General features: G+C 67.7%; 25 protein-coding genes. 15 read left to right on the top strand and 10 right to left on the bottom strand.

Features of this window, described 5'->3' with window-relative positions:
* Positions 1-156: 156 nt before the first annotated feature.
* Positions 157-765, bottom strand: a complete 609-nt coding sequence (locus tag QX094_RS11035) for a hypothetical protein (RefSeq protein WP_315716186.1) — start codon at positions 763-765, stop codon at positions 157-159.
* Positions 766-955: 190 nt separating this feature from the next.
* On the opposite strand from QX094_RS11035, the gene QX094_RS11030 reads away from it, so the two are divergent.
* Positions 956-1,291 (top strand): MmcQ/YjbR family DNA-binding protein, encoded by a 336-nt coding sequence (locus QX094_RS11030; protein ID WP_316187925.1) that lies wholly within the window; start codon positions 956-958, stop codon positions 1,289-1,291.
* A 41-nt stretch (positions 1,292-1,332) separates the two neighbouring features.
* Here the strand turns inward: QX094_RS11030 and QX094_RS11025 are convergent, their stop codons facing one another.
* Positions 1,333-2,367 (bottom strand): hypothetical protein, encoded by a 1,035-nt coding sequence (locus QX094_RS11025; RefSeq protein WP_316187924.1) that lies wholly within the window; start codon positions 2,365-2,367, stop codon positions 1,333-1,335.
* Positions 2,368-2,869: 502 nt separating this feature from the next.
* Between QX094_RS11025 and QX094_RS11020 the strand changes: the two genes are divergently transcribed.
* The 3 genes from QX094_RS11020 (at position 2,870) to QX094_RS11010 (ending at position 7,069) form a co-directional block, all read left to right on the top strand.
* A complete protein-coding gene (locus QX094_RS11020; RefSeq protein WP_316173345.1) occupies positions 2,870-3,367 on the top strand; it encodes a YchJ family protein in 498 nt (165 codons plus the stop codon).
* 395 nt (positions 3,368-3,762) lie between these two features.
* The gene (locus tag QX094_RS11015; protein WP_315750661.1) at positions 3,763-5,271 is read left to right on the top strand and encodes a bifunctional class I SAM-dependent methyltransferase/glycosyltransferase family 2 protein; all 1,509 of its coding nucleotides are present in this window, start codon (positions 3,763-3,765) and stop codon (positions 5,269-5,271) included.
* Positions 5,272-5,476: 205 nt separating this feature from the next.
* Complete coding sequence (locus QX094_RS11010) at positions 5,477-7,069, top strand: hypothetical protein (RefSeq protein ID WP_316185616.1); 1,593 nt, start codon at positions 5,477-5,479, stop codon at positions 7,067-7,069.
* Here the strand turns inward: QX094_RS11010 and QX094_RS11005 are convergent.
* The 4 genes from QX094_RS11005 to QX094_RS10990 are packed head-to-tail and all read right to left on the bottom strand — an operon-like array spanning position 7,009 to position 9,573.
* A complete protein-coding gene (locus tag QX094_RS11005; protein WP_316173649.1) occupies positions 7,009-7,539 on the bottom strand; it encodes a DoxX family protein in 531 nt (176 codons plus the stop codon). The two genes, QX094_RS11010 and QX094_RS11005, sit on opposite strands and share 61 nt — an antisense overlap.
* The gene (locus QX094_RS11000; RefSeq protein ID WP_316173341.1) at positions 7,539-8,321 is read right to left on the bottom strand and encodes a DNA-binding domain-containing protein; all 783 of its coding nucleotides are present in this window, start codon (positions 8,319-8,321) and stop codon (positions 7,539-7,541) included. Before QX094_RS11000 ends, QX094_RS11005 begins: the two co-directional genes overlap by 1 nt.
* Positions 8,308-9,228 carry a DUF692 domain-containing protein gene (locus tag QX094_RS10995; RefSeq protein ID WP_316173340.1) on the bottom strand — a complete coding sequence of 307 codons (921 nt, stop codon included), beginning with the start codon at positions 9,226-9,228 and terminating at the stop codon, positions 8,308-8,310. The genes QX094_RS11000 and QX094_RS10995 overlap by 14 nt, the downstream gene beginning before the upstream one ends.
* Before the next feature lie 39 nt (positions 9,229-9,267).
* On the bottom strand, positions 9,268-9,573 hold the full coding sequence (locus QX094_RS10990) for a DUF2282 domain-containing protein (RefSeq protein ID WP_315715966.1): 306 nt from the start codon (positions 9,571-9,573) through the stop codon (positions 9,268-9,270).
* Between the two features lie 288 nt (positions 9,574-9,861).
* On the opposite strand from QX094_RS10990, the gene QX094_RS10985 reads away from it, so the two are divergent.
* On the top strand, positions 9,862-11,958 hold the full coding sequence (locus QX094_RS10985) for an adenylate/guanylate cyclase domain-containing protein (RefSeq protein WP_316173338.1): 2,097 nt from the start codon (positions 9,862-9,864) through the stop codon (positions 11,956-11,958).
* A 14-nt stretch (positions 11,959-11,972) separates the two neighbouring features.
* On the opposite strand, the gene QX094_RS10980 is transcribed toward QX094_RS10985, so the two are convergent.
* The gene (locus QX094_RS10980) at positions 11,973-12,710 is read right to left on the bottom strand and encodes a GntR family transcriptional regulator (RefSeq protein WP_315825796.1); all 738 of its coding nucleotides are present in this window, start codon (positions 12,708-12,710) and stop codon (positions 11,973-11,975) included.
* Between the two features lie 198 nt (positions 12,711-12,908).
* Here QX094_RS10980 and QX094_RS10975 point away from each other — a divergent pair, with 198 nt between their 5' ends.
* Genes QX094_RS10975 through QX094_RS10955 form a run of 5 tightly spaced genes read left to right on the top strand, consistent with a single transcriptional unit; the run spans position 12,909 to position 17,586 of the window.
* The gene (locus QX094_RS10975; protein ID WP_315715969.1) at positions 12,909-13,943 is read left to right on the top strand and encodes an extracellular solute-binding protein; all 1,035 of its coding nucleotides are present in this window, start codon (positions 12,909-12,911) and stop codon (positions 13,941-13,943) included.
* Positions 13,940-15,010: an ABC transporter ATP-binding protein gene (locus tag QX094_RS10970; protein WP_316173336.1), complete on the top strand. Its 1,071-nt coding sequence runs from the start codon at positions 13,940-13,942 to the stop codon at positions 15,008-15,010. The genes QX094_RS10975 and QX094_RS10970 overlap by 4 nt, the downstream gene beginning before the upstream one ends.
* Before the next feature lie 2 nt (positions 15,011-15,012).
* Positions 15,013-15,879 carry an ABC transporter permease gene (locus QX094_RS10965; protein WP_316173334.1) on the top strand — a complete coding sequence of 289 codons (867 nt, stop codon included), beginning with the start codon at positions 15,013-15,015 and terminating at the stop codon, positions 15,877-15,879.
* Complete coding sequence (locus tag QX094_RS10960; RefSeq protein ID WP_316187923.1) at positions 15,876-16,676, top strand: ABC transporter permease; 801 nt, start codon at positions 15,876-15,878, stop codon at positions 16,674-16,676. Before QX094_RS10965 ends, QX094_RS10960 begins: the two co-directional genes overlap by 4 nt.
* A gap of 4 nt (positions 16,677-16,680) precedes the next feature.
* Positions 16,681-17,586 carry a polysaccharide deacetylase family protein gene (locus tag QX094_RS10955; protein WP_315715973.1) on the top strand — a complete coding sequence of 302 codons (906 nt, stop codon included), beginning with the start codon at positions 16,681-16,683 and terminating at the stop codon, positions 17,584-17,586.
* Positions 17,587-17,592: 6 nt separating this feature from the next.
* Here QX094_RS10955 and QX094_RS10950 read toward each other — a convergent pair whose 3' ends face one another.
* On the bottom strand, positions 17,593-17,748 hold the full coding sequence (locus tag QX094_RS10950) for a hypothetical protein (protein ID WP_315715974.1): 156 nt from the start codon (positions 17,746-17,748) through the stop codon (positions 17,593-17,595).
* Between the two features lie 107 nt (positions 17,749-17,855).
* Here QX094_RS10950 and QX094_RS10945 point away from each other — a divergent pair, with 107 nt between their 5' ends.
* Positions 17,856-18,671: an NAD-dependent protein deacetylase gene (locus QX094_RS10945; protein ID WP_315716187.1), complete on the top strand. Its 816-nt coding sequence runs from the start codon at positions 17,856-17,858 to the stop codon at positions 18,669-18,671.
* Positions 18,672-18,795: 124 nt separating this feature from the next.
* Here QX094_RS10945 and QX094_RS10940 read toward each other — a convergent pair whose 3' ends face one another.
* Positions 18,796-18,969: a hypothetical protein gene (locus tag QX094_RS10940; RefSeq protein WP_316173331.1), complete on the bottom strand. Its 174-nt coding sequence runs from the start codon at positions 18,967-18,969 to the stop codon at positions 18,796-18,798.
* A gap of 186 nt (positions 18,970-19,155) precedes the next feature.
* On the opposite strand from QX094_RS10940, the gene QX094_RS10935 reads away from it, so the two are divergent.
* Positions 19,156-19,401 carry a hypothetical protein gene (locus QX094_RS10935; protein WP_315750682.1) on the top strand — a complete coding sequence of 82 codons (246 nt, stop codon included), beginning with the start codon at positions 19,156-19,158 and terminating at the stop codon, positions 19,399-19,401.
* A 61-nt stretch (positions 19,402-19,462) separates the two neighbouring features.
* Here QX094_RS10935 and QX094_RS10930 read toward each other — a convergent pair whose 3' ends face one another.
* Positions 19,463-20,767, bottom strand: coding sequence for a sorbosone dehydrogenase family protein (locus tag QX094_RS10930; protein WP_316173330.1), 1,305 nt, complete (start codon positions 20,765-20,767; stop codon positions 19,463-19,465).
* Positions 20,768-21,948: 1,181 nt separating this feature from the next.
* Between QX094_RS10930 and QX094_RS10925 the strand changes: the two genes are divergently transcribed.
* The 3 genes from QX094_RS10925 (at position 21,949) to QX094_RS10915 (ending at position 25,571) form a co-directional block, all read left to right on the top strand.
* On the top strand, positions 21,949-23,274 hold the full coding sequence (locus QX094_RS10925; RefSeq protein ID WP_316187922.1) for a DUF3422 domain-containing protein: 1,326 nt from the start codon (positions 21,949-21,951) through the stop codon (positions 23,272-23,274).
* 72 nt (positions 23,275-23,346) lie between these two features.
* Positions 23,347-24,039, top strand: coding sequence for a DUF2848 domain-containing protein (locus QX094_RS10920; RefSeq protein ID WP_316187921.1), 693 nt, complete (start codon positions 23,347-23,349; stop codon positions 24,037-24,039).
* Positions 24,040-24,416: 377 nt separating this feature from the next.
* Positions 24,417-25,571 (top strand): glycosyltransferase, encoded by a 1,155-nt coding sequence (locus QX094_RS10915; RefSeq protein ID WP_316187920.1) that lies wholly within the window; start codon positions 24,417-24,419, stop codon positions 25,569-25,571.
* The last annotated feature ends 21 nt before the right edge of the window (positions 25,572-25,592 follow it).

Here is a 25,592-nt window from a genome sequence, read left to right as displayed (position 1 = left end):
AGCGGCGCTGTCCGCTCGCGCTGGTAGGCTTGCCCTGGGGGCGGTGCTGCGGCTTCCCCCGACCCCGTCACATTTCGTCCATCCGTTGACTGCGGGGCGCGTCGCGTTTCGCGACGCCGCCCCATGATGGATCGCGGCGTTCTGGCCGTACCGCCCTCAGCTCTTCCCGCCCGGCCCCTTCAACGCATTCCAAGCTGCCTGATTGGCCTGATCGAACGCCTTGCGGGATTCGCTCAGGGCGGCGCTGAGCACCGACCAGGATTCGCTGCCTGTCTGTTTCAGTTTCTCGAGATGGGCGCCGGCCTCTGCCGCGTCGGATTTGAGCTGCTTCAGCACGGCGTCCAGATCGGTCGTGCCGACCGTCGTCACCTTGGTCGCCGCCTCGCGAAACCTGTCAGCCGATTCCCGCCATGCCGTCGCCTGCGCGGCGGCGATGTCCTTGAAGGTCGCCTGCTGCTGGGCGGCCTGCTTGCCGGCGGCGTCGAAATAGGCCTTCATCTGCGCCTCGAATCCGGCCCAGTGCGCGTCCAGCTCAGTCTTCGCGCTGGCCATCGCGGCTTCGCCGGCCGCTGCCTGCGTCTTGAGCAGGGCTTCGAGGTCGCTGCGGCGCTTCTTCAAGTCCGCCATGATCTCCTCGGTCTTCACCTTGGATGCTGCTTCGACCTCGGCTGCCTTGACCCCCAGCGACTCCAGCGCGGCATCCATCTCGTGGAGGCGCTCCCTGGCCCAGTTCAGGTAGACCTGCATCGTGCTCTGTGCCGGCATGGTTGCTCTCCTCTGATCCATCCTGCGACAAGCCATATAGAAACGAGGTCGTATAGTTTTGACCTGCATCAAGGCCCCGGGATGCCGGGGCTTCACGTTTGCGTGCAGGGCGCGACGTCCGCCGTATGGCGGACCGCCATGGCCGATGCTAGTCCTATCGTTCGAATACGATCACACGAGGCGCGTCGAGATGACCGGTGACGAATTTCGTGCTCTCGCCCTGTCGTTCGCCGGAACGACCGCGGCGCCTCACTTCGATCGCACCGCGTTCAAGCTGCACCGGACCTTCGCGACCCTCGCCGCCGATGGCGCATCCGCCAACGTCCTGCTCACGCCCGACGAGCAGGAGCACCATGCCGGCCTGCAGCCCGGCGTGTTTCGCCGGGTCCCGAACAAATGGGGTGATCAGGGTTGGACCACCGTGTCGCTCGCCGATGTCGACGCCGCTCGCCTGCGCGGCGTGCTCGAGAGCGCGTGGCGCGCCGCGCATCGTCCGCAGCGTTCACGCGGCCGCAGCAAGCGCTGAGCCGACCCCGGCGAAACAATCGCCGGCGTCGACAAGGACTCTCATACCCTCCGCCCGACCATCAGCAGGACGCCGCCGATCTGCGGCAGGAGCGCCAGCAGGATCAGGCGGAGCATGACGAAGTCGTCGGCGGAGGGCTTCACCACGCCGCGCGACACCCACGCCACCAGCTTGATCGCGGCCTCGGTTTGCGGATCGGCGGTCTGGCTGACCGTGGACATCGCCGCGTCCAGCGCCAGGCGACGCTCGGCGACCGCAGCCTCGCGCTCCCGACAGAACTTGCCGACGCCGCCCTTGCACTCGCGGTCGCGCGCGGTCATTGCATCCGCGAGCGCCGTCTGCGCGACCTGCACCGCGGGCGTCACGCGCGAGGCGCGCGCCAAGGTGACGTCGCTGATGTTGGTGGAGGCGAAGCCGATGCCGGCGGTGACCGCGAACACGAAGGTCATCAGCCACACCGTCCAGCCGGTCAGTGCCGAGGCGCGGTGGCGCGCCTGCCACAGCCGTGCGGCGCAGGTCGGCATCACCAGCGCGACGAGGTCGGCGGTGACGCCGACCGCCAGAAACATGTAGCCCGCGGTGCTGTTCGAGCCGAGCGAGTGTGCGAACCAGCCGTTCATGGCCATGCCGACCGCGGCCAGCGCCAGTGCGGCCAGCTGCAGCAGGACCGACGAGGCGGTGATGCGCCCGGTCGCGGCCTTGGCCAAAGCAGCCGGCGCGGTTGTCGCGACGACCTCGCCTTCGATCACCGCTGGCGTTTCCCGCGGTGGCATCGTCGCCGGCGTGGCTGGAGCCGGGATCGCCGCTGCGGCGGCGCTCGCGGCTGCTTCCGTGCGCGGCTGCTCGGCTGCGGCCGAGGACTTCGCCGGCTCGTTCACGAGCTCCAGGAAGTCCGGCATGATCAGTGTCTCGGACGCGAGCATCTCGTCATCGAGCGCCGCCATCTTGGCCTTCTCGGCCTTGTCGGCTCGGGGCCGTGGGCGTGGCTTGACCACCTTGGCCCGCTTTGGACGCGGCTTGGCCGTCTTCGGCTGCTGCCAGGGAATGATGGATGCGACTACGGACTCATCAGCCATCGGGGCTGCTCCAATCGGTGGTGATGGGCGCGACGCTGCGTTTGCACGCAGCGCGTCTCGCGCCGGCATCGGGTGCACGTCTGATCGGGAATCGGGCAGCGGCCCGCCTCGAGGCGGGCCTTCGTTCTTGCGGCCGGGCTGGCGTCGCGCGAAGAAATCGTTGGCGTCTCACGCGCCCTGATCCGCCGATGATGCGGAGGGCTTGCGGTCACAAGCGCCACGTAATGAGGCGGCGCCCGGAAGGTTCTGGTCCGCGCGGGGCCGGGCCGGTCAGCCGTGCGCCCAACACCCTTGTTCTTAACCAATGGTTAACACGGATTCGCCGGTTTCGAAACCACGCCGGGCCGTCGTCGGGATGTCAGCTCGCCGGCAACGGAGAACTGCGTCTTTGCGGTCACAACCGGAGGTGACGAGCTCTTTGTTCGGTGGACGAACGCAGGGTGCCGCGCGCTGGTCAACGGGCTATGGTGGGATCTCGGAAAAGGAGCTCTGTCGTCGTCTCATGCAATGTGCCTGCGGATCGGGTCTTCCCCATGATCGCTGCTGCGGTCCCTATCTCGATGGTGACGATCAGCCGCCGACCGCCGAGGCGCTGATGCGCTCGCGCTACACGGCCTATACGCGCGGCGACATCGGCTATGTCGAAGCGACGCTCGCCGCCGACCGGCGCGGTGCGTTCGATGCGGTAGCCGCGAAGGATTGGGCGACACGCGCCACATGGCTCGGCCTGCGCATCGTCTCGTCGGTCCGCGGCCAGCCCGGCGACGCCGACGGCGTCGTCAGCTTCGTCGCCAGCTATCGCGAGGCCGGCAAGACCATCGAGCACCACGAGGTCTCGCAGTTCCGCCGCGACGCCGACAGTGCCTGGCGCTTCGTCGAGGGTGACGCGCGAGCCGTCGTCACGGAGCCGAAGCGGGCGGCTGCCACCGCGAAGGTCGGCCGCAATGATCCATGCCCGTGCGCTAGCGGCAAGAAATACAAGTTCTGCTGCGGGCGGTGAGCGCAGCGGCATTTCTCGATCGCGGTGCGTCGGCTGTGTTGATAGGAGAGGGAGCCGCGACGGCGGGCTCGTCAGGTGCTTCCGTGCCCCGCGAAGGCAGGCGCGGGCGCTCAAGCCGTTGGTGCCGGCGCCAATCTGGCAACGACGGTCCAGCGTCGCCGGTCTTCCCGCGCCCGCTTAGTTGCGAGCGCGAATGAGATGCAAAGATCGGACGCATGCGGCCCGAACGATCGCGGCGGCCTCATTGTGGCTGGCCGATGTCTGCTCGTTTCCGTCGCGCGTCAGAGCGGGGGCGCCACGATGCCGATAGAGCGGAGGACTTCTCTGCCGCCGCCTTGACTCCGCCCAACCGGGCTGGCCTAGAAGGACGTAGTTCCTAACAGGGGTGGTATCAGGTGGCGGAGTTGGACGAGCAGGTCCGGCAGGACGAATGCGAGCGGTCGCAGGTTGCCGCAACCCCGTCGTCGGCAACGAAGGCGCTGTCACCGCGCAAGGCGGCCATCCTCGACCATGCCAACGATTTCGCCGATGCGCGCGCCGGCTGGCGCGACAAGGCGGCGTTCTTTCACAGCGAGGACGAGTGCTATCTGCGCTTCCTGATCCCGCCGGGCAGCCGCGTGCTCGAGATCGGCTGCGGCCTCGGCGATACCCTGGCATCGCTCGCGCCGTCCTACGGCGTCGGCATCGACTTCAGCGAAAAGCAGATCAAGATCGCCCGCAGCCGGCATCCTGAGCTGACCTTCATTCTGGGCGACGCGGAGGATCCGGCCACGCTCGCCGCCGCCACCGGCCCGTTCGATGTCATTCTGGTGCTCGACACCATCGGTTCGCTCGACGACTGCCAGCAGTTCATCGAGCAATTGCACCCGCTGTGCACGCGCGAGACGCGACTCGTCATCGGCTACTTCTCGCACCTCTGGTATCCGCTGCTGAAGGCTGCGGAAGCACTGGGCCTGCGGATGCCGCAGCCGGAGCAGAACGTGCTGTCGCCAGCCGACCTGCGCAGCCTGGCGCACCTGGCCGATTTCGACCCCGTCAAATCAGAGCAGCGCGTGCTCTCGCCGCTGCGGCTCTACGGCTTCGGCCGTTTCGCCAACCGCTTCCTCAGCGTGCTGCCGGGCCTGCGCGCGCTGGCGCTGCGGCACTATCTGGTGTCGCGTTCGCTGCGCTGCGTGAGCGACGACGTCCGCTCGGCCACCGTCGTCATCCCCGCGCGCAACGAGCGCGGCAACATCGAGCCGGCGGTCCGGCGCATCGCGGCGTTCTGCAACGATGTCGAGATCATCTTCGTCGAGGGCCACAGCCAGGACGGTACCTATGAGGAGATGGAGCGGGTGCGCGCGGCATTCCCCGATCACGACATCAAGCTGATGCGCCAGCCCGGCAAGGGCAAGGCCGACGCGGTGTTCACCGCGTTCGACGCCGCGCGCGGCGACGTGCTGATGATCCTCGATGCCGACCTCACCATGCCGCCGGAGCAACTGCCGAAATTCTTCGAGGCGCTGCGTTCCGGCAAGGGCGAGTTCATCAACGGCTCGCGCCTGGTCTATCCGATGGACGAGGGCGCGATGCGGTTTCTCAACCTCATCGCCAACAAGACCTTCTCCTATCTGTTCTCGTGGCTCCTGAACCAGCGCTACACCGATACGCTCTGCGGCACCAAGGTGCTCCGCCGCAGCGACTATGTCAGGCTCAAGGCCGGCAAGGCCTATTTCGGCGATTTCGATCCGTTCGGCGATTTCGACCTGATCTTCGGCGCCTCCAAGCTGAACCTGAAATCGATCGACCTGCCGATCCGCTACGCCGCGCGCAGCTATGGCGAAACCCAGATCTCCCGCTTCCGCCACGGCTGGATGCTGCTGAAGATGGTCGTGTTCGCGTTCTTCAAGATCAAGGCGATCTGAGGATGTGGGTGTGGGACCGCGGATCGAGCGCCGCTCGCGGTGCGCTCCCTCGCCCCGCTTGCGGGGAGAGGGTCGGGGTGAGGGGGACCTTCCACGCACTGAGATCGTGGAGAGTCCCCCTCACCCGGATTGCATCTTCGATGCAATCCGACCTCTCCCCGCAAGCGGGGCGAGGTGACGACTGCGCCACTTTCGCGATGTCCGCATGACCAGAGGCGTCGACGCGCTCGATCGCCTGACCCCGTTCGGCTGGCGCGGCGGCGTTGCCGTCGCATTGCTGCTGTCATTCGTCTCGTTCCTTCTCGTCGGCTATTTCACGGTCTATTGGCGCAATGCCGACATGGACTTCATGGTGATCTACAATGCGCTCGCCATGAACGATGGCGGTGCACAGGCCTTCTTCGATCACCCGGCCTATCTCACCATCCTCTCGGTCGAGACCTGGTTCGCGCTGCTGCATCGGCTCGGCCTGCTCGACGCCTGGACATTGTCGGCGATCCCCGCCGATCGCGCCGCCTTCGATGTCGCGATGACCGGCGCCGTCCATGCCGGACGCGTCGCCGCGCTGCTGACGGCCGCCGGCATCATCCTCGCCTTTGCTTGGGCCGCGCGCCGGCTGGTGTCGGATTGGCGCATCGCCATGCTCGCCGTCACCGCCTTCGCCTTCTCCGGCGGCGTGCAGATGCATCTGCGCATCCTGCGCAGCGAGATGATCGCGGCGTCGTTCTGCATCCTCGCGCTGATGATCCTGATCGCGGTCGCGCGCCGCGCCAGCCTGACGCGGCCGCTCGCCGTCGGACTCGCCGCGCTGCTCTGCATGCTCGGCCTGGAGAACAAGGTGCATGCGATCCTGCTGATCGCCGCCATTCCCGTGCTGGTGTTGCCGTTCGGGACGGCGACGAGCGCAAGCGTGGCGTTCTGGCAAAGCTCGCGCGCGTGGGCGGCCGTCATGGTCGCGGCCGTGGCGGCGATCGTCGCCGCGATCGCCGCCTGGCCGCTGGTCGCCGCCGGCTTCGACCCCGTCAATGCGACGGCTGCCGGCCTCAAGCCGATGCTGCTCGGCCGCTTCGGCCTCTATCAGTTCGCGCTGCTCGGCGTGGTCGCGGTCTGCATGGCCGCCTTCGCATGGTTATGGCGCGTGAGCGCGGCCGAGACCGTCGCGGCGCTGCTGGCGGTGGTGGCCGGCGCAAGCCTCGGCCTGCTGGCACTGAAGTTGAGCTACGACATCAACGATGTCGTGGTCGTGCTCAATCCGCTCGAGAAGATGATCACCTATGTCGACGCGCCCGAGGCCGCCGGCAGCCTGGGCGGTGCGATCGGCCTGTTGCTGTCCGGCGTCCTCGGGGTCATCCGGCGCTACACCTTCGTGCTGCAATCGTCGGCCCGCCCCGCCGTGTTCCTGACCTGGCTGATCATCCCCGGCATTGTCATGGCCTGGCGCCGCGGTGAGCGGCAGGCGGCCATCCAAGCCGTCCTCCTGATGCTGGCGGCCATCGGTATCGACACGCTCGGCGTCCGCCGCGGGCTGAAGGTCGAGTACTTCGTCTTCACCGATCCCCTGATCATCATCGCCGGCATGGTCCTGCTCGATCGTCTGGCGGACCTGCGCTTTTCCCGGTTCGCCTATCCGATCGGCGCGGTGCTGCTCGCGCTCCATGTCGGCATCAGCCAGGCCGAGCCGGTCAAGATGGCGCTCAAGCGCAAGGGGCCCGAGGAGGTCTGCGAGTGGCGCGGCTACTACATGCCACGGCTCGCGCTGCCCTGGTGCGCGCCGCCGAACAGCCCGCCGAGGATGTGATCGAGCGAGATCTTTCCGCCGCCATGGGCAATGAGGCCCAGCGCCATCGCGGCCCAGGTCAGATGGATCGGCCAGCCGTCGGGCACCGTGAGCTCGACGATGCATGTCATGAACAGCAGGCCGAGTGCCGCGAAGCGGGTACCGAGGCCGAGAATGAGCAGGACGGGGAAGGTGACCTCGCCGCAGCCCGACAGGAACGCCATCACCGTCGGCATGGGAAAGTGGTATGGCCCGCCAGGCAGATGCAGCATGAACTCGTCGCTGAACAGCGTCACGGCGGTGTCGCTCAGCCTGAGAAAGCCGTCCCATTTGAGAATGCCCGAGCGCCAGAACGGCACCGCCAGCGCAATGCGAGTGACGAGCTGGACCAGGGTGAGCGGGGTCGCGCTCTGCAGCAGCCGCACAGTCTGGCCGACGAGGGAAAGCAGCGACAGTGTCGCGGTCGGCGCCATGGAGTGGTCCGTCGTCATCATGCGTCCTCGAAACTGATGTCCGTGAAGGCGCCGGCCTCGATCAGGCCGGCAATGTTGGTGGCGAGATCGAACTCCGGCGCTGCCTCGAACGCGGCTTCCGCGGCCACGCCGAGCGGCTGCCGCGTGATCAGCAGGCTTGCGAAGATCGCGCCGCCCCGCGGCAGGTGGCGCACGGCGACGTCGAACGCGGGCCGCGTGATCAGCGCGTCCTCCGGGACCGAGCCGTCGATGCGCGGCACCGGCGCATCGCCGCGATTGGCCGAGAAGATCGTCACCGCCGCGAAATCCGAGCGCACGATGCGGGTGGCGGGATGAACGGCGAAGCGCAGCTCGGGCAACCGCTCGGGCGGCACCGTCGCCAGCGTGGCACCGTCGAGCGGCGCGGCGTCTGCCGCGTGATAGGCGTCGAGCCAGGCCCGCTCGATCTGTGCGACGTCCGTCAGGAACGGCATCGTCCGAGCGTGCTCGTAAGCTGCGATGAAAGCGGGGAAGTCGCGTCCATAGTCAACGAGCAGCGGCGACGTCGGCGGCGTTTCGCGTACATGCGCCCGCGCCATCGCGCGGAAGAAGTCGGGCCCGGTGATGCGCTGCACCGCCGGATAGATCGCGATGAGCGACTCGATCAGGCTGACCGTGACGTTGTTGCGGTAGACGTTGAACCGGCGCCCGGCCGCCTTGGCCAGCGGACCCCTGACGGCGACAGGCGTCGCGCGATCCGGCGTCAGCAGCGCCGCGGCGAACTGAGCGGCATAGTCGGACATATGCTCAGGCTGCGGCATCGCGCACCTCTTGCGAGCAGTCGGGTGCGTGGTCATCGAGAATCGCCTGCGCGGCCGCGGCCTCTGCCTTCAGCACCGGCCAATCCGGAATGTTGCTGTCCCATTCGATCAGCGTCGGCATCGGACCGTTGCGCGCGACCACGCTGGCGAACAGGGCCCACACATCATAGGCGACGGGGCCGTCATGGCTGTCGATCAGCAGCGGCTCGCCTTCATCGTCGGCCTGCACGGCGTGACCGGCGAGATGGATCTCGCCGACAGCGGCGAGCGGAACGTCGGCCAGATAGTCCTGTGGCGAGAAGCCATGATTGATCGCGGAGACGAACACGTTGTTGAGGTCGAGCAGGAGCCCGCAGCCGGTGCGGCGGACGATGGCGCGGATGAAGTCGGTCTCGCTCATCGTCGAGTCGTGAAAGGCGACGTAGGTCGACGGATTTTCCAGCAGGATCGGCCGGCGGATCGCGGTCTGCACCTCATCGATATGGTCGCAGACCCGTGCCAGCGTGGCGGCCGTGTAGGGCAATGGCAGCAGGTCGTTGAAGAACGTCGCATCGTGCGTCGACCATGCAAGATGCTCGGAGACGAGGCTCGGCTGATAGCGGGCGACGAGCTTGCGGAAGCGCGCGAGGTGGTCGCGATCGAGCGGCTGCGGGCCGCCGATCGACATGCAGACGCCGTGGATCGACAGCGGATGATCCCTGCGGATCGCCTCGAGCTGATGGTGTGGCGGACCGCCGGCGCCCATGTAGTTCTCGGCATGGACCTCGAAGAAGCCGGGCCGCGGCGCCTCGGCCAGGATGGCGGCCAGGTGCGACGGCTTGAAGCTGGTCCCGGCGACGCCGCCGAGAGGTGGCGGAAAGCGAAGCGGCATGGTGGGGCCCGGTGCAGGGGGGGCATCGGTGCGCATGCTGCGTCTCCGCTTTCCGCTTGGGGTGAACGAGAGCGATCAGATCGGCTTGAGCGAGCCCTTGCGGCCGCCGGGGACGTCGATGCTGGTGCAGGTGCCGCCCTGGACGAATTTCCACGCGTTGCCCTGGAAGTCGATCGTTGAGGTACCCTGGCAGGTCGTGCCGGGACCGGCGGCGCAATCGTTCTGGCCCTTCAGGGCAACGCCGAAGCATTTCTCCTTCTTGGCGGCCATTGCGGCTTCCGCTTCGGCCTTGGTCAGTGGCCCGGCCATTGCGAGGCTTGCAAGCGCGGTGCTGACGGCGCCGGCGAGCGCCAGCGTGGTGACGGTTCTCTTGGCGGACATGACAATTCCTCTCGTGTTCTGCGTCGCTCGCTTGGCGACGCGCATCTCTCCTTCGCCCGCCGCCACGACAATGTTACGCGGCGACTCCGCTCACGACCCTGTGAGCGGTATTGCGTGCTTGGGAGCTGCCCTAGTCGAGCGCAAGCCGACTCGAAGTGCCAATGCTTTGCAGGCATCATCGACTTAGCCGGCCGGCATTGGCGGTTCACGCCATCGGAGCGCAGTCTGGCCGCTCCCGCTCGCGTGCCGCCCCGCGCGCCGATCGGTCCGATCGGAGATCCACCTGCGATGATGGCGAGCGCAAAGAGCCGAGTGCCGCGCCGAGGCGCCGCCGACGAGCGGTTGACCGTCAGCATCCGCTTCGCCGTGTCGGCCCTGGTGCTGACCGCGATCCTGCTGACGGCCCTTGCCTCGAGTCTGTTGTGGTGGCGCACCTCGGAGGCGATCAGCCGTCAGCTCGCGAGCACCATCAACGCGCAGATCGCGGGCGCCGTGCGCAAGGAGGTGAGCGCGATCGTCAGCGAGGCGCGCGCCGCGCACACCGCCATCCGCACGCTGTTCCTGCAGAACGTGCTCGACACCCGCGAGGCGGACAAGCGCGAATTCGTGTTCCTGTCGCAGCTGCAGTCGCAGGCGACGATCTCATCGGCGGCGTTCGGCTGGCCGGACGGCTCGTTCTTCGCCGCCCACAAGCTCGGCGACCGGCGCCTGGAGATGATGGAGATCTCCCTGACCGATCATCCCGGCCAGCGCCGTGTCGATGAATACGACGTCGTGCCCGGCGACATCGAGTTCGCGACACGCCGCTTCGAGCCGACCCGTTTCAAGGTCGCCGACCAGCCCTGGTTCAAGGAGAGCCTCGCAGCGGACGAACCGCGCTGGTTCAGCGTCGATCATCATCCGAGCGGAGATCGCCCGGCGATCGCGCTGGCCGGCCCGATCGATGTCTATCAGGAGCGGCAGGGCGTGCTCGCCATCATCATCGAGCACGCGCGCATCTCGCGCTTTCTCGCCCAGCTTCAGGTCGGCCGCACCGGCACCGCCTTCATCCTGGCGCTTGATGGCGGCGTGGTCGCGGCGCCCGACGAGACCGCCGACGAGGTCAATGCCGGGCAGGGCCGCCAGCCGCTGCTGCCGATCGCGCAGCAGGCGATGCGGTCCTCGCGCGAAGGCGACGAGGCCTGGCGCGGGCGCGTGCTATTGGGCGACGGCGCCTTCGAGGTCGCGCGCACGGCGCTGCCGTTTCCCGGCTGGTCGCTGGTCACGGTGATTCCGGAAGCGGAGTTTCTCGGTCCGGTCGACGCGGCGCTGCGGCGCGTGATCATCGGTCTCGGCATCGGCGCCGTGCTCGCGGCGCTGGCCTCCGCCGCGCTGGCGCGTGCCGTCATCGCCGCCCCGCTCGGGCGTGTGGTGGCCGAACTGCGTCACGTCGAGGCCTTCGCGCTCGAGCAGGTGCGACGTCATCCCTCGCGGCTTCGCGAGATCGCGAGCCTGTCCGGCGCCATTCATGACATGGCCGGCGGGCTGTCGTCATTCGGCAAGTTCATTCCCGCCGATCTCGTCCGGCAATTGCTGCGGCAGGGCGTCGACGCCAGGCCGGGCGGCCATGTCCAGGAGCTCAGCGTGATGTTCATCGACATCGCCGGCTTCACCGGGTTGTCGGAGCGCATGGGCGACCGTGTCGTGCCGCTGCTGTCGCGCTATCTCGACCTGATCTCGACCGTCATCGTCGACCACGGCGGCACCATCGACAAATTCATCGGCGATGCGGTGATGGCGTTCTGGGGCGCGCCGGCCGCGCAGCCGGATCATGCGGTTCTGTGCTGCCGCGCCGCGCTGGCGTGCCGAGACGCGGTGGAGGCCAGCGGCCTGTGCGACGATGACGGCCGGCCGCTCGCCATCCGCATCGGCATCAACTCCGGCCCCATGCTGGTCGGCAACATCGGCTCCGAGGTGCGTCTCAACTATACGGTGATCGGCGATGCCGTGAACGTCGCGAGCCGGCTGGAGGGCGCCAACAAGAGCTACGGCACCGATATCCTGATCGGCGAGGGCACCGCGCGGCTGGCGGGCGATGCGTTTCTCACCCGCGAGATCGACCGCATCGCCGTCTATGGCCGCGAAGAGGGCCTGCGCGTCCACGAGCTGGTCGGGCTTGCGGAGAATGTCGCCGCGCAGGACGTGCGCTGGATCGCACACTACGCGTGCGGACTTCAGGACTATCGCGCGCAGCACTTCGAGGCAGCCATCGCGGCGTTTGAAGCAGTCCTTGCGCTCAAGCCCGGCGATCGCGCCGCCGAGGTCATGATCGCGCGCTGCAGGCCCCTGGCAGGCACGCGGGCGGATCATCATTGGCATCCGGTGACGGCGCTGACGACGAAGTAACGTGGCCGGTCCGACTAAGCCGACCGCAGCTTGCCGCGCAGCGGCCGCCGTCCGGCGAACACGGCGGCGAGATCCTGAGACGGCGTCGCCGCGTCCTCGTCGAGCCGCAGCCGGCCCTCGACATGCAGGAAGTGCTCGCGCGACACCGCGATCGCGCGCAGCAGATCGCGGTCGCGTAGCGCCGCGACGATCGCGCCGTGCTCGTCGACCGCGCAGATCGACTGCGCCGCCGGCTCGTATACCGACACCATCACCGAGGAGCGGCTGAGCAGATCGGCGAGCATGCGCGACAGCTCGGGATTGCCGATGGAGTCGACGAGATGGACGTGGAAGGCGCCGGACAGCCGCACCGAGGTCGCGCGATCGCCGCGCTGTGCAGCGGCGCGCTCCTCGGCCAGATGCGCATCGAGCCGCGCGAGCAGGAGATCATCGACCCGCAGCACCAGCTGGCTGAGCACGCCGGCCTCGAGTACGCGATGTGCCTCATAGACCCGTCTGATATCATCGAGCGTCGGCCGCGGCACCCGCGCGCCACGGTTCGGGATCATCTCCAGCCGCCGCTCGGCGCCGAGCCGGTGCAGAACTTTTCGGATGCGCTCGCGCGAGACACCGAAGATCGCGGCGAGCGGCGTCTCGGCGAGCTTGGTGCCGGCCTTGAGCTTGCCCTCCAGCAGCGCGCGCAGGATGGCCTGGTACACCGCCTCGTCCTCGGCGGGATTGGCCTTCCCGATTCGCTGCGCTCGCATCGCCATGAGGTTTTAGCTAGGCCCAAAGCCGCGGCACGTCACCTCCAAAAAATGTGCACATTCTGTCCGCGGCCGGGCGCGCTGCGGATCGAGACATAGCCCGGAACGCTGATCTCATTGATGAATCAAGAATGTGCACATTTGGCACGGCGCTTGCTGATCGCGGGTGACACGCCACGCGACAGCTCACACGGGATCCTCGTCATGCACCCCTTCTCCCGACGCAGCCTTCTGAAGACCAGTGCGGCCTTCGCCGCCACGCTCGCCGCGCCAGCCCTGGTGCGCGCCGCCCCGAAAGAGATCGTGATCGGCGGCCCGGCCGGCGCCGCCAAATATTTCAACTCCGACCTGTTTCCGGTGCTGGAGAAGAAGCTCGACTGCAAGGTGCTCTATGAGGGCACCAACTCGCTGACCAATCTGCAGAAGATGCAGGCCGACAAGGCGAGCCCGAAGATCTCGGTGGTGATCATGGACGACCCGGTGATGCTGCCGGCCGCGGCCGAAGGGCTGATCACCAAGATGTCGGCGTCGGCGATTCCCAATCTCGGCAAGCTGGTCGACGACGCCGTGCACCAGGACGGCATGTGGGCCAATTACCAGAAGCCGTGGGTGGGCATCGCCTATTCCACCAGGCGCATGAAGACGCCGCCCGTCAGTTGGGCCGAGCTGTGGGACGCGAAATACGACTCCAAGATCGTCGTGCCGTCGCTGTCCAACACCGAAGGGTTCTGGACGCTGCTCGCCGCCGCGCATCTCGAGACCGGCAAGCCCTACAAGGAGGCGCAGTACGAAATCGACGCCGGCTTCAAGAAGATCAAGAGCCTGAAGGCCAATCTGCTGAACGTCTATACCAACGCACCGCAGGCCATCAATCTGCTGGAGCAGGGCGAGGCCTGGATGATCGGCGGCCAGTTCTCGGCCTACACGCTGATCCGGAAAGCGGACGGCTCGCCGGTCGATCTCGCAATCCCGAGGGATGGCGGCTTCTCGATGCCGTCGGGCATCGCCAAGGTGAGCGGCGCGCCGGCCGGCGACCTCGCCGACGCCGCGATCGACTTCTATCTCAGCCCGGAGGCGCAGAGCATCCTCGCCAAGACGGCGTTCATCGCGCCGACCAATCAGGCCACGCCGCTGCCGGCCGGTTATCCCGATCCCGCGACATTGTTCGCGCCCGACTGGGCCTTCATCGCGAAGAACCGCGCCGGCTGGGTCGATCGCTGGAGCAAGGAGATGACATGAGCGCCGCTCCGCATCTCGTCATCAGCGGGGTCTCGAAGCGGTTTGGCGCGGCGACCGTGCTCGATCGCGTCGATCTCACGATCCGCCGCGGCGAGCTGGTGACCCTGCTCGGCCCATCCGGCTGCGGCAAGACCACCTTGCTGCGTGCGATCGCCGGCCTCGCGCCGCCCGACACCGGGACGATCGCGCTCGCCGGGCGCGACGTCACCCATGTGCCGCCGCACCGGCGCAATGTCGGCGTCGTGTTCCAGAGCTATGCGCTGTTTCCGCATCTCACCGTCGCCGGCAACGTCGCCTTCGGACTGAAGGTGCGCGGCACGCCCAAGGCCGAGACCGACCGCGCGGTCGAGCGCGCGCTCGCGCTGGTCAAGCTCAGCCATCTCGGCGGCCGCCGCATCTCGGCGCTGTCGGGCGGCCAGCAGCAGCGCGTCGCGCTGGCGCGGGCGATCGCGGTCGAGCCGGACGTGCTGCTGTTCGACGAGGCGCTGTCGGCGCTCGATCGCAAGCTGCGCGAGGAGATGCAGGTCGAGCTGCGCCGCCTGCTGCAGGAGGTCAAGGCGACCGCGATCTTCGTCACTCATGACCAGGACGAGGCGCTGACGATGTCGGACCGGGTTGCGGTCATGAACAAGGGCCGCATCGAGCAGCTCGCCGAGCCGCGCGAGCTGTATGCCCGGCCGGCCAGCCTGTTCGCGCTCAACTTCGTCGGGCTGTCGACGCGCATCGCCGGCCAGGTTGTCGGCGCGCAGGACGGCACCGTGGAGGTGGTGACGCCGGTCGGCCGTCTGTCGGCGCGCGGCGCGTTCCAGCCGGGCGCCTCGGTGATCGTGGCGACGCGGCCGGAGCAGTTGCGGCTGGGCGCTGGTGACGGTGCCAACTCCGCGACCGGCCGCGTTCGGTCGGTCGTGTTCCAGGGCTCGCGGACCCTGGTGGACGTCGATGCCGGCGCTGGCGCGAGCCTGCTCGCCGAGCTGTCGGGCCGCGAGGCCGAGCTGCCGCGCGTGCATGACGAGGTCCGCTTCGCCTGGCCCATCGCCGAAACCTTCGCCTTCGCCGCCGAGGCCTGACCATGACCGACGCCGTGCTATCAGCGCCGATCGTCAAGCCCGCGCCGGATCGCGAGCGGCTCGCGGCGTTCGGCTTCGTCGCGCCATCGCTGCTGATCATCGCGCTGGTGTTCGTGCTGCCGCTGGCGCTGCTGCTCGGCGTCAGCGTGCTCGACCCCAAGGGCGGCGTCACCTCGGCGCATTACGTCCGGCTGCTCGGCACGCCCTATTACCTCGGCGTGATCTGGAACTCGCTGCGGCTCGGCCTGCTGACGACCCTGATCGCCTTCCTCGTCTCCTATCCCGCGGCGTTCGCGCTGGCGCGCGCGCGCGGGCCGCTGCGCTCGATCCTGCTGGCGACCTTGTTCCTGCCGCTCGCCGCCTCCGTCATCGTCAAGGCCTTCGCCTGGACCATCCTGCTGCGCAGCGACGGCCTCATCAACGCGGTGCTGATCGCGGTGGGGATCATCGAGGACCCCATCCGCATGATCTTCACCCAGACCGCGCTGATCGTCGGCGCCGTCAACATCTTCCTGCCGTTCATGGCGCTGCCGATCTACGCGGTGGTGGCACAGCTCGACGGGCGCTATGCGGAAGCCGCCGCGACGCTCGGCGCCTCGCCGCTGGTCGTGTTCTTCCGTGTCATCCTGCCGCTGACCCTGCCGGGCATCATCGCCGGCGTGGCGCTGGTGTTCTCGCTGTCGGTGTCGGCCTATGTGGTGCCGACGCTGCTCGTCGGCGAGAAATATCCGACGCTCGCCACCACCATCGCCAAGGCCTATCTGCTGGCGCGCGAGCCCGGCTTCGGCGCCGCCGCGGGCGTGGTGCTGCTGGCGATCGCCGTCATCGTCGTCGCGCTCAGCGCGACGCTGTCGCGGGAGCCCAAATGATGTCGCGGCTTGCCATCATCGTCTGCTGGGTGCTCGCGATCGGGCTCGCATTGTTCCTGCTGCTGCCGCTGGTCGTGATCGTCGCGGCCAGCTTCTCGCCGACGCCGGTGTTCGACCTGCCGCTGTCGGGCGCATCGCTGCGCTGGTATGGCCGCATCGGCCGGCTCGACGGCTTCTGGCCGTCGCTGTTCTTGTCGCTGCAGATCGCGGTTCTGTCGACCGCGTTGTCGCTGGTCGCCGGCACGCTCGCCGCCATCGCGATCGCGCGTGGCCGGCTGCCCGGCGCGACGGCGCTCGGCACGCTGCTGGTGTCGCCCTTGATGATGCCCGGCCTCGTGCTCGGCATCGCGCTCCTGCAATATTTCCGCATGATCGGCTTCACCGCGACCTGGAGCGCGCTGCTGGTGGCGCATCTCGTGGTCACGCTGCCTTACGTCGCGCGCACCATGATCGCCGGGCTCTCTCGCTTCGACTTCACCCTGATAGAAGCCGCGCGCACGCTCGGCTGCACCTATGCCGGCAGCGTGATGAGGGTGATGGTGCCGGCTTTGGCGCCGTCGTTCCTGATCGCAGGTCTGTTCAGCCTGCTGGCCTCGTTCGACAATTATCCGGTCTCGATCTTCCTCACCGACGTCCGCTCCAAGACGCTGCCGATCCGCATGCTGCAATATATCGAGGAGGCGCCCGATCCGACGTTGGCCGCGCTCTCCACCCTCATTCTTGCCGGCACCCTGGTGCTGCTGCTGATCAGCGATCGCCTGGTCGGCCTGCACCGCATGGCCGGAACCGCGGATTGACACGATGACCTCACAGCCTGCCTTCCGCCGCGATCTCACGGGCTATGCCGGCAGGCCGCCGCATCCGCGTTGGCCCCACGACGCACGCGTCGCGGTGTCGCTGGTGGTGAATTTCGAGGAGGGCTCTGAATTCTCGATGTGCGACGGCGATACGAGCAACGAGGCGATCTACGAGGTCGTGCACCGGCTCGACGGCCCCGACCCCTGCATCGACAGCCATTTCGAATACGGCACGCGGGCGGCGTGGTGGCGCATCATGGACCTGTTCGACAGCCATGGCGTCAAGGTCACCGTCAGCGCCTGCGGCCGCGCGGTGGAGCGTTCGCCGGAGCTCGCCCGCGATGCCGTGGCGCGCGACCATGAGATCTCTGCGCATGGCTGGCGCTGGCAGAGCCACGCCGGCATGGGCGAGACCGAGGAGCGCCGCGTGATCGCGCGCACGGTGGAGACGATCCAGCGCGTCACCGGCAGGCCGCCGTTGGGATGGCACACGCGCTCGGCGAGCTCGCCCAACACGCGGCGGCTGCTGGTCGAGCAGGGCGGCTTCCTCTACGACAGCGACGCCTACAATGACGACCTGCCGTATTATGTCGCCGTCGCCGGCCGCCCGCATCTGGTGCTGCCTTACGCCTTCGACAGCAACGACATGCAGTTCTTCAACGGCTCGCGCTTCCGCGGCGCGGACTTCGCCGACTACGTCATCGACGCCTTCGACTGGCTGGTGCGCGAGGGCGCGACGGCGCCGAAGATGCTGTCGATCGGGCTGCATCTGCGCATGATCGGCCGCCCCGGCCGGATCGGCGCGCTCGACCGCATCCTCAATCACATCACAGGCAACGGTGCGGCGTGGATCGCGCCGCGCGCCGACATCGCCCGGCACTGGCTGGCGACGGTGCCGCCGGAATCCTGAGCGCGGTCAATCGTCGTTGGCGATGTCCTCGTCGGTCAGCGGCACCTCGATGGTGCCGCCCTCGCCGGTCGCGAGGTCGCGCTCGTCATCGATCGGCTCGCCATCCCGTTCGTCCGCGTCGAGCGGCCACAATCCGCGATCATGCCCGTTGCGTGGTGTCATGGCAGGTCCTCCCGCCGGGATAAGACCGGGCGTGCGCAATGGTTCATGCGATCCGGCCGGGGTGTGGCGGACTGGCGCAGGCCGGTTCCGGCGACTACATCTGCGCCATGGCTGATCCCACCGCGCTGAAATCCTTTCTCGATAATCACCACCGCATCGTCGTGCTCACCGGCGCCGGCTGCAGCACCAACTCCGGCATTCCCGACTATCGCGACACCGACGGGCAGTGGAAGCGCACGCCGCCGGTGACCTATCAGGCCTTCGTCGGCAGCGACGATACGCGCCGCCGCTATTGGGCGCGCAGCATGGTCGGCTGGCGGCGGTTCGGCCGCGCCCAGCCGAACGGCGCGCATCATGCGCTGGCGCGGCTGGAGGCGCAGGGCAAGAGCTCGCTGCTGGTGACGCAGAATGTCGACCGGCTGCACCAGGCCGCCGGGACCAGCAACGTCATCGATCTGCACGGCCGGCTCGATCGCGTCCGCTGCCTGGGATGCGGCGCCGTGCTGTCGCGGGCCGACTTTCAGGACGAACTGGCCGGCGCCAATCCGCGCTGGCTGGCGCATGATGCGGCCGCCGCGCCCGATGGCGATGCAGATCTCGACGGCGTCGATTTCGCGGACTTCAATGTGCCGGCCTGTCGCGCCTGCGGCGGCATCCTCAAGCCCGACGTCGTGTTCTTCGGCGAAACCGTCCCGCGCGAGGTCGTCGCCACCGCGCGCGAGCATGTCGAGCAGGCCGACGCCATGCTCGTCGTCGGCACCTCGCTGATGGTCTATTCCGGCTTCCGCTTCGTCCGCGCCGCCGCGGACCGCAACATCCCCATCGCCGCCGTCAATCTCGGCCGCACCCGCGCGGATGACCTCTTGTCGCTGAAGGTGGAAGCGCCGTGCGACGAGGCGCTGGCGTTTCTGCTGGAGGAGTAGGGCGGGCCGCCCTCTCTCCGCCGTCATGGCCGGGCTTGACCCGGCCATCCATCTCCTCGGTGCTTCAGAAGATGGATGCCCGGGTCAAGCCCGGGCATGACGAAAAACTAAAATGGTGTCCGCCTCACCGCGACTGCGGTTTCTCGCGGTTCTCGATGCGGTCCTTGTTGTTGACCTGCTCGTTCTCCGGCTTGCCGACCTCGACCGTCTTGCCAGCCTGGTTGCCTGGATTGTAGTGGAACTTGCCTTCGTGATGCTCGCCCGGCTGATTCTGCTCGGGATTGACGTTGTCGGCCATGAAACTCTCCTGTCGCTGTGCCGGACAACGTCGCGGGCGTGATGCTTGTTCCGCGGCCGAGCGCCGCGGCGCCGTTCATGCGGCATCACCCCTCTCTGTGCGGACCATCACGGAAGCAGCGCGCCCTGACCGTCATGATCCTCGCATGGGCTGCAGGGGCAGCCGCAAGCAACGAGGGACAAGGTCATGACGTCCAGCATTCGTCTTTTCGCCGCCGCCATCGTCGCCGGCGCGGGCCTGCTCGCATCCGCATCGACATCGCCGGCGTCTGCCGGCTGGGAATGGCTGGGAAACAAGAACTACATCAACTGCCTGCAACTGTTCGCGAGCGGCAACTTCCTGATGCCGGCAAACGCCACCCCGGCCCAGCGCGCGGCCAAGCACGAAGCCGGCCGCCGCTACTGCAACCGCCAGTACTACGGCCACGATTGAAGATGACAGTTGCAGGCACGATCGAGGCCGCGCGCCGCCTCGATCGTCGCAGCCTGCTGCCTCACGCGCCCGTCACGCGCCAGATGCAGTTGCCGACGTCGTCGGCCACCAGCAGCGAGCCGTCCGGGCCGAGCGTCACGCCGACCGGGCGGCCATAGGAGAAGCTCTCGTCGGGCGCCAGGAAGCCGGAGAGGATGTCGCGCGCCGGGCCGGACGGCTTGCCGTTCTCGAACGGGATGAACACGACCTTGTAGCCGGACAGCTTGCTGCGGTTCCACGAGCCGTGCTGGCCGATCACCATGCCCTGGGGGAAGCCGGGCAGGGTGCCCGCGGGCAGCCAGCACAGCCCGAGCGAGGCGGTGTGGCCGCCGAGCGCGTAGTCCGGCGTCAGCGCGGTCGCGACCAGGGCCGGATCCTGCGGCACGCGGTCGTCGACCGTCCTGCCCCAGTAGCAATAGGGCCAGCCATAGAAGCCGCCCTCGCGCACCGAGGTGAGGTAATCCGGCGGCGTCTCGTCGCCGAGCCCGTCGCGCTCGTTGACGACGGTCCACAGCACCTTTGTCGACGGCTCGAACGCCAGCCCCACCGCATTGCGCAGGCCTGATGCGAAGATGCGGCTCGCGCCGCTTGCGATGTCCAGCTCATAGATGCAGGCGCGGCCCTCCTCGACCTCGAAGCCAAGTTCGGCGATGTTGGTGAGCGAGCCGACGCCGGCATAGACCTTGCTGCCGTCGGGGCTGACCAGCAGGCTGCGCGTCCAGTGTCCGCCCGGCTTGAACGTGGTGAGACGCTTGCCCTGCGCGGTGATGCGCTCGGCGCCCGCGCTGTACGGGAAGGCGACGATGCCGTCGGTGTTGCCGACATAGAAGGTGTCGCGGACCAGCGCCATGCCGAACGGCTGGCTGAGATTCTCCATGAAGGCGTTGCGGCGCTCGGCCTTTCCGTCGCCGTCGGCATCGACCAGCCTTGTGATGCGGTTGGCGCTGACGCCCAGCGCTGCGGCGCGGCGCATCGTCGCCTGCATCGCATAGCCGAACATGTTGCGCACCGGGCTCGGAATCTGCGTCGCCTCGGCGATCAGCACCGACTTGTCCGGCATCACATAGATCCAGCGCGGATGATCGAGCCCGGTGGCGAACGCATTCACCTTCAGCCCCGCCGCCGCCACCGGCTTTTCGCCGTCGCGCCAGCCGCGCGCCGTCGGCATCTTCAAGGTCGGCAGCAGGCCCTGCGGCTTCGCCAGGGGAATCTGCGGCTGCGCGCCCCAGGCCGGCTGCGGCGTCTCCCCCTGCAATTTGCGCCACTGCAGCGCCGCATTGCCAACCAGCGCGACACCGCGCGCAACGATCGAGGAGAGGGTTGTCATGGGAGTCCTGTGAGGGCTTTGATGCAAATGGGATCTGATGGGCGAGGGACCATCGAGCGATGGCAAAGGGCCAATCTGTTATGATCTACCACGCCCACCGTGACAATTGCATGGGTCGCGGATCGGGGCTGCGGAACCCGGGGCTTTCACCTGGCACGCATTCACGTATCAGAGCCAACCTCCGGCGGCGTCTGGCATGCGGGGCGCTGCGGTTGATCGTGCAGTGCCGATCGGCAATTGGCGTGGCTTGGTCAAGCCCAACTATATCGGCGCCATTGCTCGCAACGAAATGGGTCGTTGCGACGCTGAAGCGCGCAGATCGGTTGCCCGTCATGCCGGGCTTGTTCCGGGCATCCACGTCTCTCCCCGACGAACGACGAGGATGGCCGGGACGAGCTCGGCCATGACGATGAGGAAAGAGACAGGCACGATCTTCCCGAAATGCGGTCGCCCCGCATCATCCTCGGCCAGCCCATCTCGTCAAAATTCTTCCTTGCTATTTTTCCGAAATCATGCTCTACTCCCTTCATCCCGTCCTCATGCAGAGGGGCGTACGCGTCGTCACGATACGTTGAGGCGGGGAGCGGTGGCCGCGAGTGTTGTCAGGTGCTGATGCGCTGGACGATTGGCAGCTCGCGGACGTTCAAGCCGTGTGGTCCTGGCGCCCCGATGCTGGCGCCAAGTCTGGATGACATGACGTGTCATCAGGCGACGGGGGCAAACAAGCCGGTCCCCGGGGAGAGCTCGGAGCAGACGTTAAACCCATCGCGCAGGGAGGGCCGGGTCTGTCCGGCTGAACCTGTGGTTCCTGCCCCGTGCAATTTTTCCGCACGGGGGCCACGGGCCTCAGTCGAGGTCCGGCCTTCCCTGCGCCCTCGGCATTTCCGGAGGGTTTTGATGAGATCAATCTCGGGCGCGATCGCTCCGCGGGAGGTGTTGGTGTGTCTGCGTGCATCATGATCGAGTTGCCGTGGCGCTGAGAGAGCCGCCAGCGCGCACAATGTCGCCGCAGCCGTGGCGCCGTCATCGAATTGCGCTACACTGGTGTCACACGCCGGCGGCGCGTTGGCCGGCCGGACGACAATGGAAGTCAGGGGGATGCACGGCATGACGGGGGTGATCAATTCAGGCGCAGCGCGATCGTCTGCGTCAGGTGTCGCTCTCACGCGCGGACTCTCCCGATGACGTCGCTCGACAAGTCCGCCTTCACGCCGCATGCCCTGCGCGAGAGCGTGCTGAACGAGGTGCATGCGCGGCCGTTCACGCCGCTGACGCAGCCGGTGCTGGTGATCCGCTTCGCCTTCATGGCGAAAGGCGACAGCGCCACGACCGACCGCGCCAGCCTCGCCGCGTTTTGCGCGCAGCGCGGTGCGCCGCCGCCGGAGCCGGGCGTCAAGCATCACCAGGTCGATCTCGGCCCTGTCAGGCTGCGCTTCGAGCAGCATTCGGAATTCGCCACCCTCACCTGGATCTGGAGCCCGCCCGCGGACTCAGGCCCGCGCCGCTTCGGGGCCATCGCGCCCGAGCTGCAGGCGCTGATCGCGGCGCTGCCGCAGGCCGGCGAGCTGCTGGTCGCGGTCAAGCTCGAGGTCGAGAATGCGCCCGATCCGGTGGCGCGCGCGGAGGAGATCTTCGACAAGAGCAGCCTCGCCATCGTGACGATCAAGGGCAGCGCCGGCGCGGTCGCCTCCGACTTCCGCCTCGACGACGACGGCTTCACCCGCATCCTGGTCTGCGCCGACGGTCCGACGCCGGAGCGGCTCGGGGCGCTGGTGCAGCGCGTGCTGGAGCTCGAGACCTACCGCACTTTGGCGCTGCTCGGCCTGCCGGCTGCGTTGGCGCTGGCGCCGGACGTCGACCGCATCGAGCGGCGGCTGGTCGAGGTGCTCGCGGAGATGCAAGGCGCGCAGTCGTTCAAGCTCAACAACCACCTGCTGCGCGAGCTGACCGAGCTCGAGGCGCTGCTGGAGCGCGGCGCCACCGGCAGCCTGTTCCGGTTCGGCGCGAGCCGCGCCTATTACGACCTGGTGCAGGCCCGTCTGACGGTGATCGAGGGTGAGCCGGTCGCGCCGTATTCGAGCTGGTCGTCGTTCCTGGCGCGGCGCACCGCGCCGGCGATGCGCACCTGCAACGCGCTGGAAGGACGGCAGTCGAACCTGTCGCTCAAGCTGGCGCGCGCCGCCGACCTGCTGCGCACCCGCGTCAATGTCGAGCTGGAGCAGCAGAACCGCGATCTCCTGCGCTCGATGAACGAGCGCACCAAGCTGCAGCTGCGCCTGCAGAGCACGGTCGAGGGGCTGTCGGTGGCCGCGATCGGCTATTACGTCGTCAGCCTGTTCGGCTATCTCGCCAAGGGCGCGCATGACACCGGCCTGCCGGTCGAGCCGACGCTGGCTACCGCCGCCTTCGTGCCGGCCGCGATCGCGCTGATCTGGTTCACGACCCACCAGATCCGCAAGCGGCATCTCAAGGAGGACCACGAGGCGGAGAAGGCCGAGCAGGAGTGAACGGCCGGGCGCCTTGCCAGCGTGCGGCCGGACGGCTAAGCGGCGGGCTGGTCAGCAAGAGGCAATGAGACGATGAGCGGTGCGACGATCGATTTCCTGGTTCACGCGGATGGTGCGGCGACGCGGCAGCGGATCACGCTGAGCCGCCTCGTCATCGCCGGCTGGACCGGGCGCGATCCGGTCGCCCGCGACAAGCACATCGCCGAACTGGAAGAGCTCGGCATTCCCCGGCCGGCGACGACGCCGATCTATTACGAGGTCGCGGCCAGCCGGCTGACGACGTCGGACAGCATCGAGGTCAGCGGCGGCGACTCCTCCGGCGAGGTCGAGTTCGTGCTGGTGCAAGCGGGCGGAAGGCTGTTCGTCGGCGTCGGCTCCGATCATACCGACCGCAAGGTCGAGACCTACAACATCACCGTCTCCAAGCAGATGTGCGACAAGCCGGTGGCGCCCGAGCTGTGGCTGGTCGACGACCTCGCCGCGCATTGGGACCAATTGATGCTGCGCGCCTACGCGACCATCGACGGCGAGCGTGTGCTGTATCAGGAGGGTGCGCTGAGCGGCATGCTGGCGCCTTTCGACCTGATCGCGCGCCGCTATGGTGACGCCGGCCTGCCCGAGGGCACCGCGATGTTCGGCGGCACCTTTGCCGCCAGGGGCGGCATCCGCCCCGCCGACCGCTTCGACTTCGAGCTGGTCGATCCCGTGCTGAACCGCGCCATCCGCCACGGCTACGCGATCGAGCAGCTCGCCATCGCCGGCTGAGGCGGCGCGCGATCACGTTCGCGTGCGGCGGAATGCGCTAACGATCAGGCCGCGGCGTGTCGTCGCGGCCGTCGCCATGCATGGCTGCATTCGCGCAGGCGTTGCGATCCGCAAGGGCCTGTTAAGCAAGGCGGCCTATCGTGCCGGAGTGTGCCGAAGCGGGACCATGGCCTCGTTTCGCGTTCTGGTCCGGCACACCATGTCACGGCATGAGACGCAATGCGGCTGGCATATCCTTAATCGATCCTTACCCGATAGCAGCGGATTCGACGGGTCGGACGACAAGGGCGATTAACTAGAAGTTTAGGATTGGGTTTGTGCGCGTGAACGCCTCCCTTAAGGGTTTTATTAAATACCCCGGGAATTGGGAGAGTGCGGTGCGCGTCGCGATCGTCCACGATTGGCTTTACGTTCTTGGCGGCGCCGAGAAGGTCCTTCAGGAGATCCTGCGCTGCTATCCCGGCGCCGACGTCTTCACGCTGTTCGACCTGCTGCGTCCCGAGGACCGCGCCAAGCTGGGATTCGAGAAGTCGCACACCAGCTTCCTGCAGAAGATGCCGCTCTTGCGGAAGTATCACCGCTCCTATCTGCCGCTGATGCCGCTCGCGATCGAGCAGCTCGATCTGTCGAGCTACGACCTGGTAATCTCCTCCAGCTGCGCGGTGGCGAAGGGCGTTCTGACCGGGCCGGAGCAGCTGCACATCGCCTATGTGCATTCGCCGATGCGCTATGCCTGGGATCTGCAGCACCAGTATCTGCAGGAGAGCGGCTACGCCACCGGCGTCAAGGGCCTGATCGCTCGCGCCTTGTTGCACAAGATGCGGATCTGGGATGCGCGCACCGCGCACGGTCCCGACGCCATCTTTACCAATTCGCAGTTCGTCGCCCGCCGCATCAAGAAGATCTACGGCCGCGACGCCAAGGTGATCTATCCGCCGGTGACCATCGCGCAGCGCGATGCGATCCTGCCGGTCGGCAGCCACTTCCTCGCCGCGAGCCGGCTCGTGCCCTACAAGCGCATCGAGCCGATCGTGCGCGCCTTCAACACCATGCCGGACCTCGAGCTGGTCGTGGCCGGCGACGGTCCGGAAGCCGCGCGGCTGAAGTCGATCGCGGGGCCGAACGTCAAGTTCGCCGGCTTCGTGCCCGACAAGCAGCTGCGTGACCTCATGACAACCGCCCGCGCCTTCGTGTTTGCGGCGGAAGAGGATTTCGGCATCATCCCGGTCGAGGCGCAGTCCGAAGGCGCACCGGTGCTGGCGCTCGGCCGCGGCGGTGCACGCGAGTCGATCCTCACCACGGGGCCGCGGCCGACCGGCATGTTCTTCGGCTCGCCCGAGCCCGAGGCGATCGCGGCCTGCGTGCGATCGTTCGTGGCCAAGGAGAAATCGATCTCGCGGCTCGACTGCCGCCAGCGCGCCGGCTTCTTCTCGGCCGAGCGTTTCCGCAGCCAGTTCGTCGCGGCGGTCAACGAGGAGATCGACAGTTTCCGTGCGGGACATCAGGGCCGCGCGACGCGGCTGATTGCGTAATATTGGATGTGGTACGGGTGC

This window comes from Bradyrhizobium sp. SZCCHNS1050, from assembly GCF_032484785.1.
GTDB lineage: Bacteria > Pseudomonadota > Alphaproteobacteria > Rhizobiales > Xanthobacteraceae > Bradyrhizobium.
This window is presented reverse-complemented; position numbering and strand designations above follow the sequence as displayed.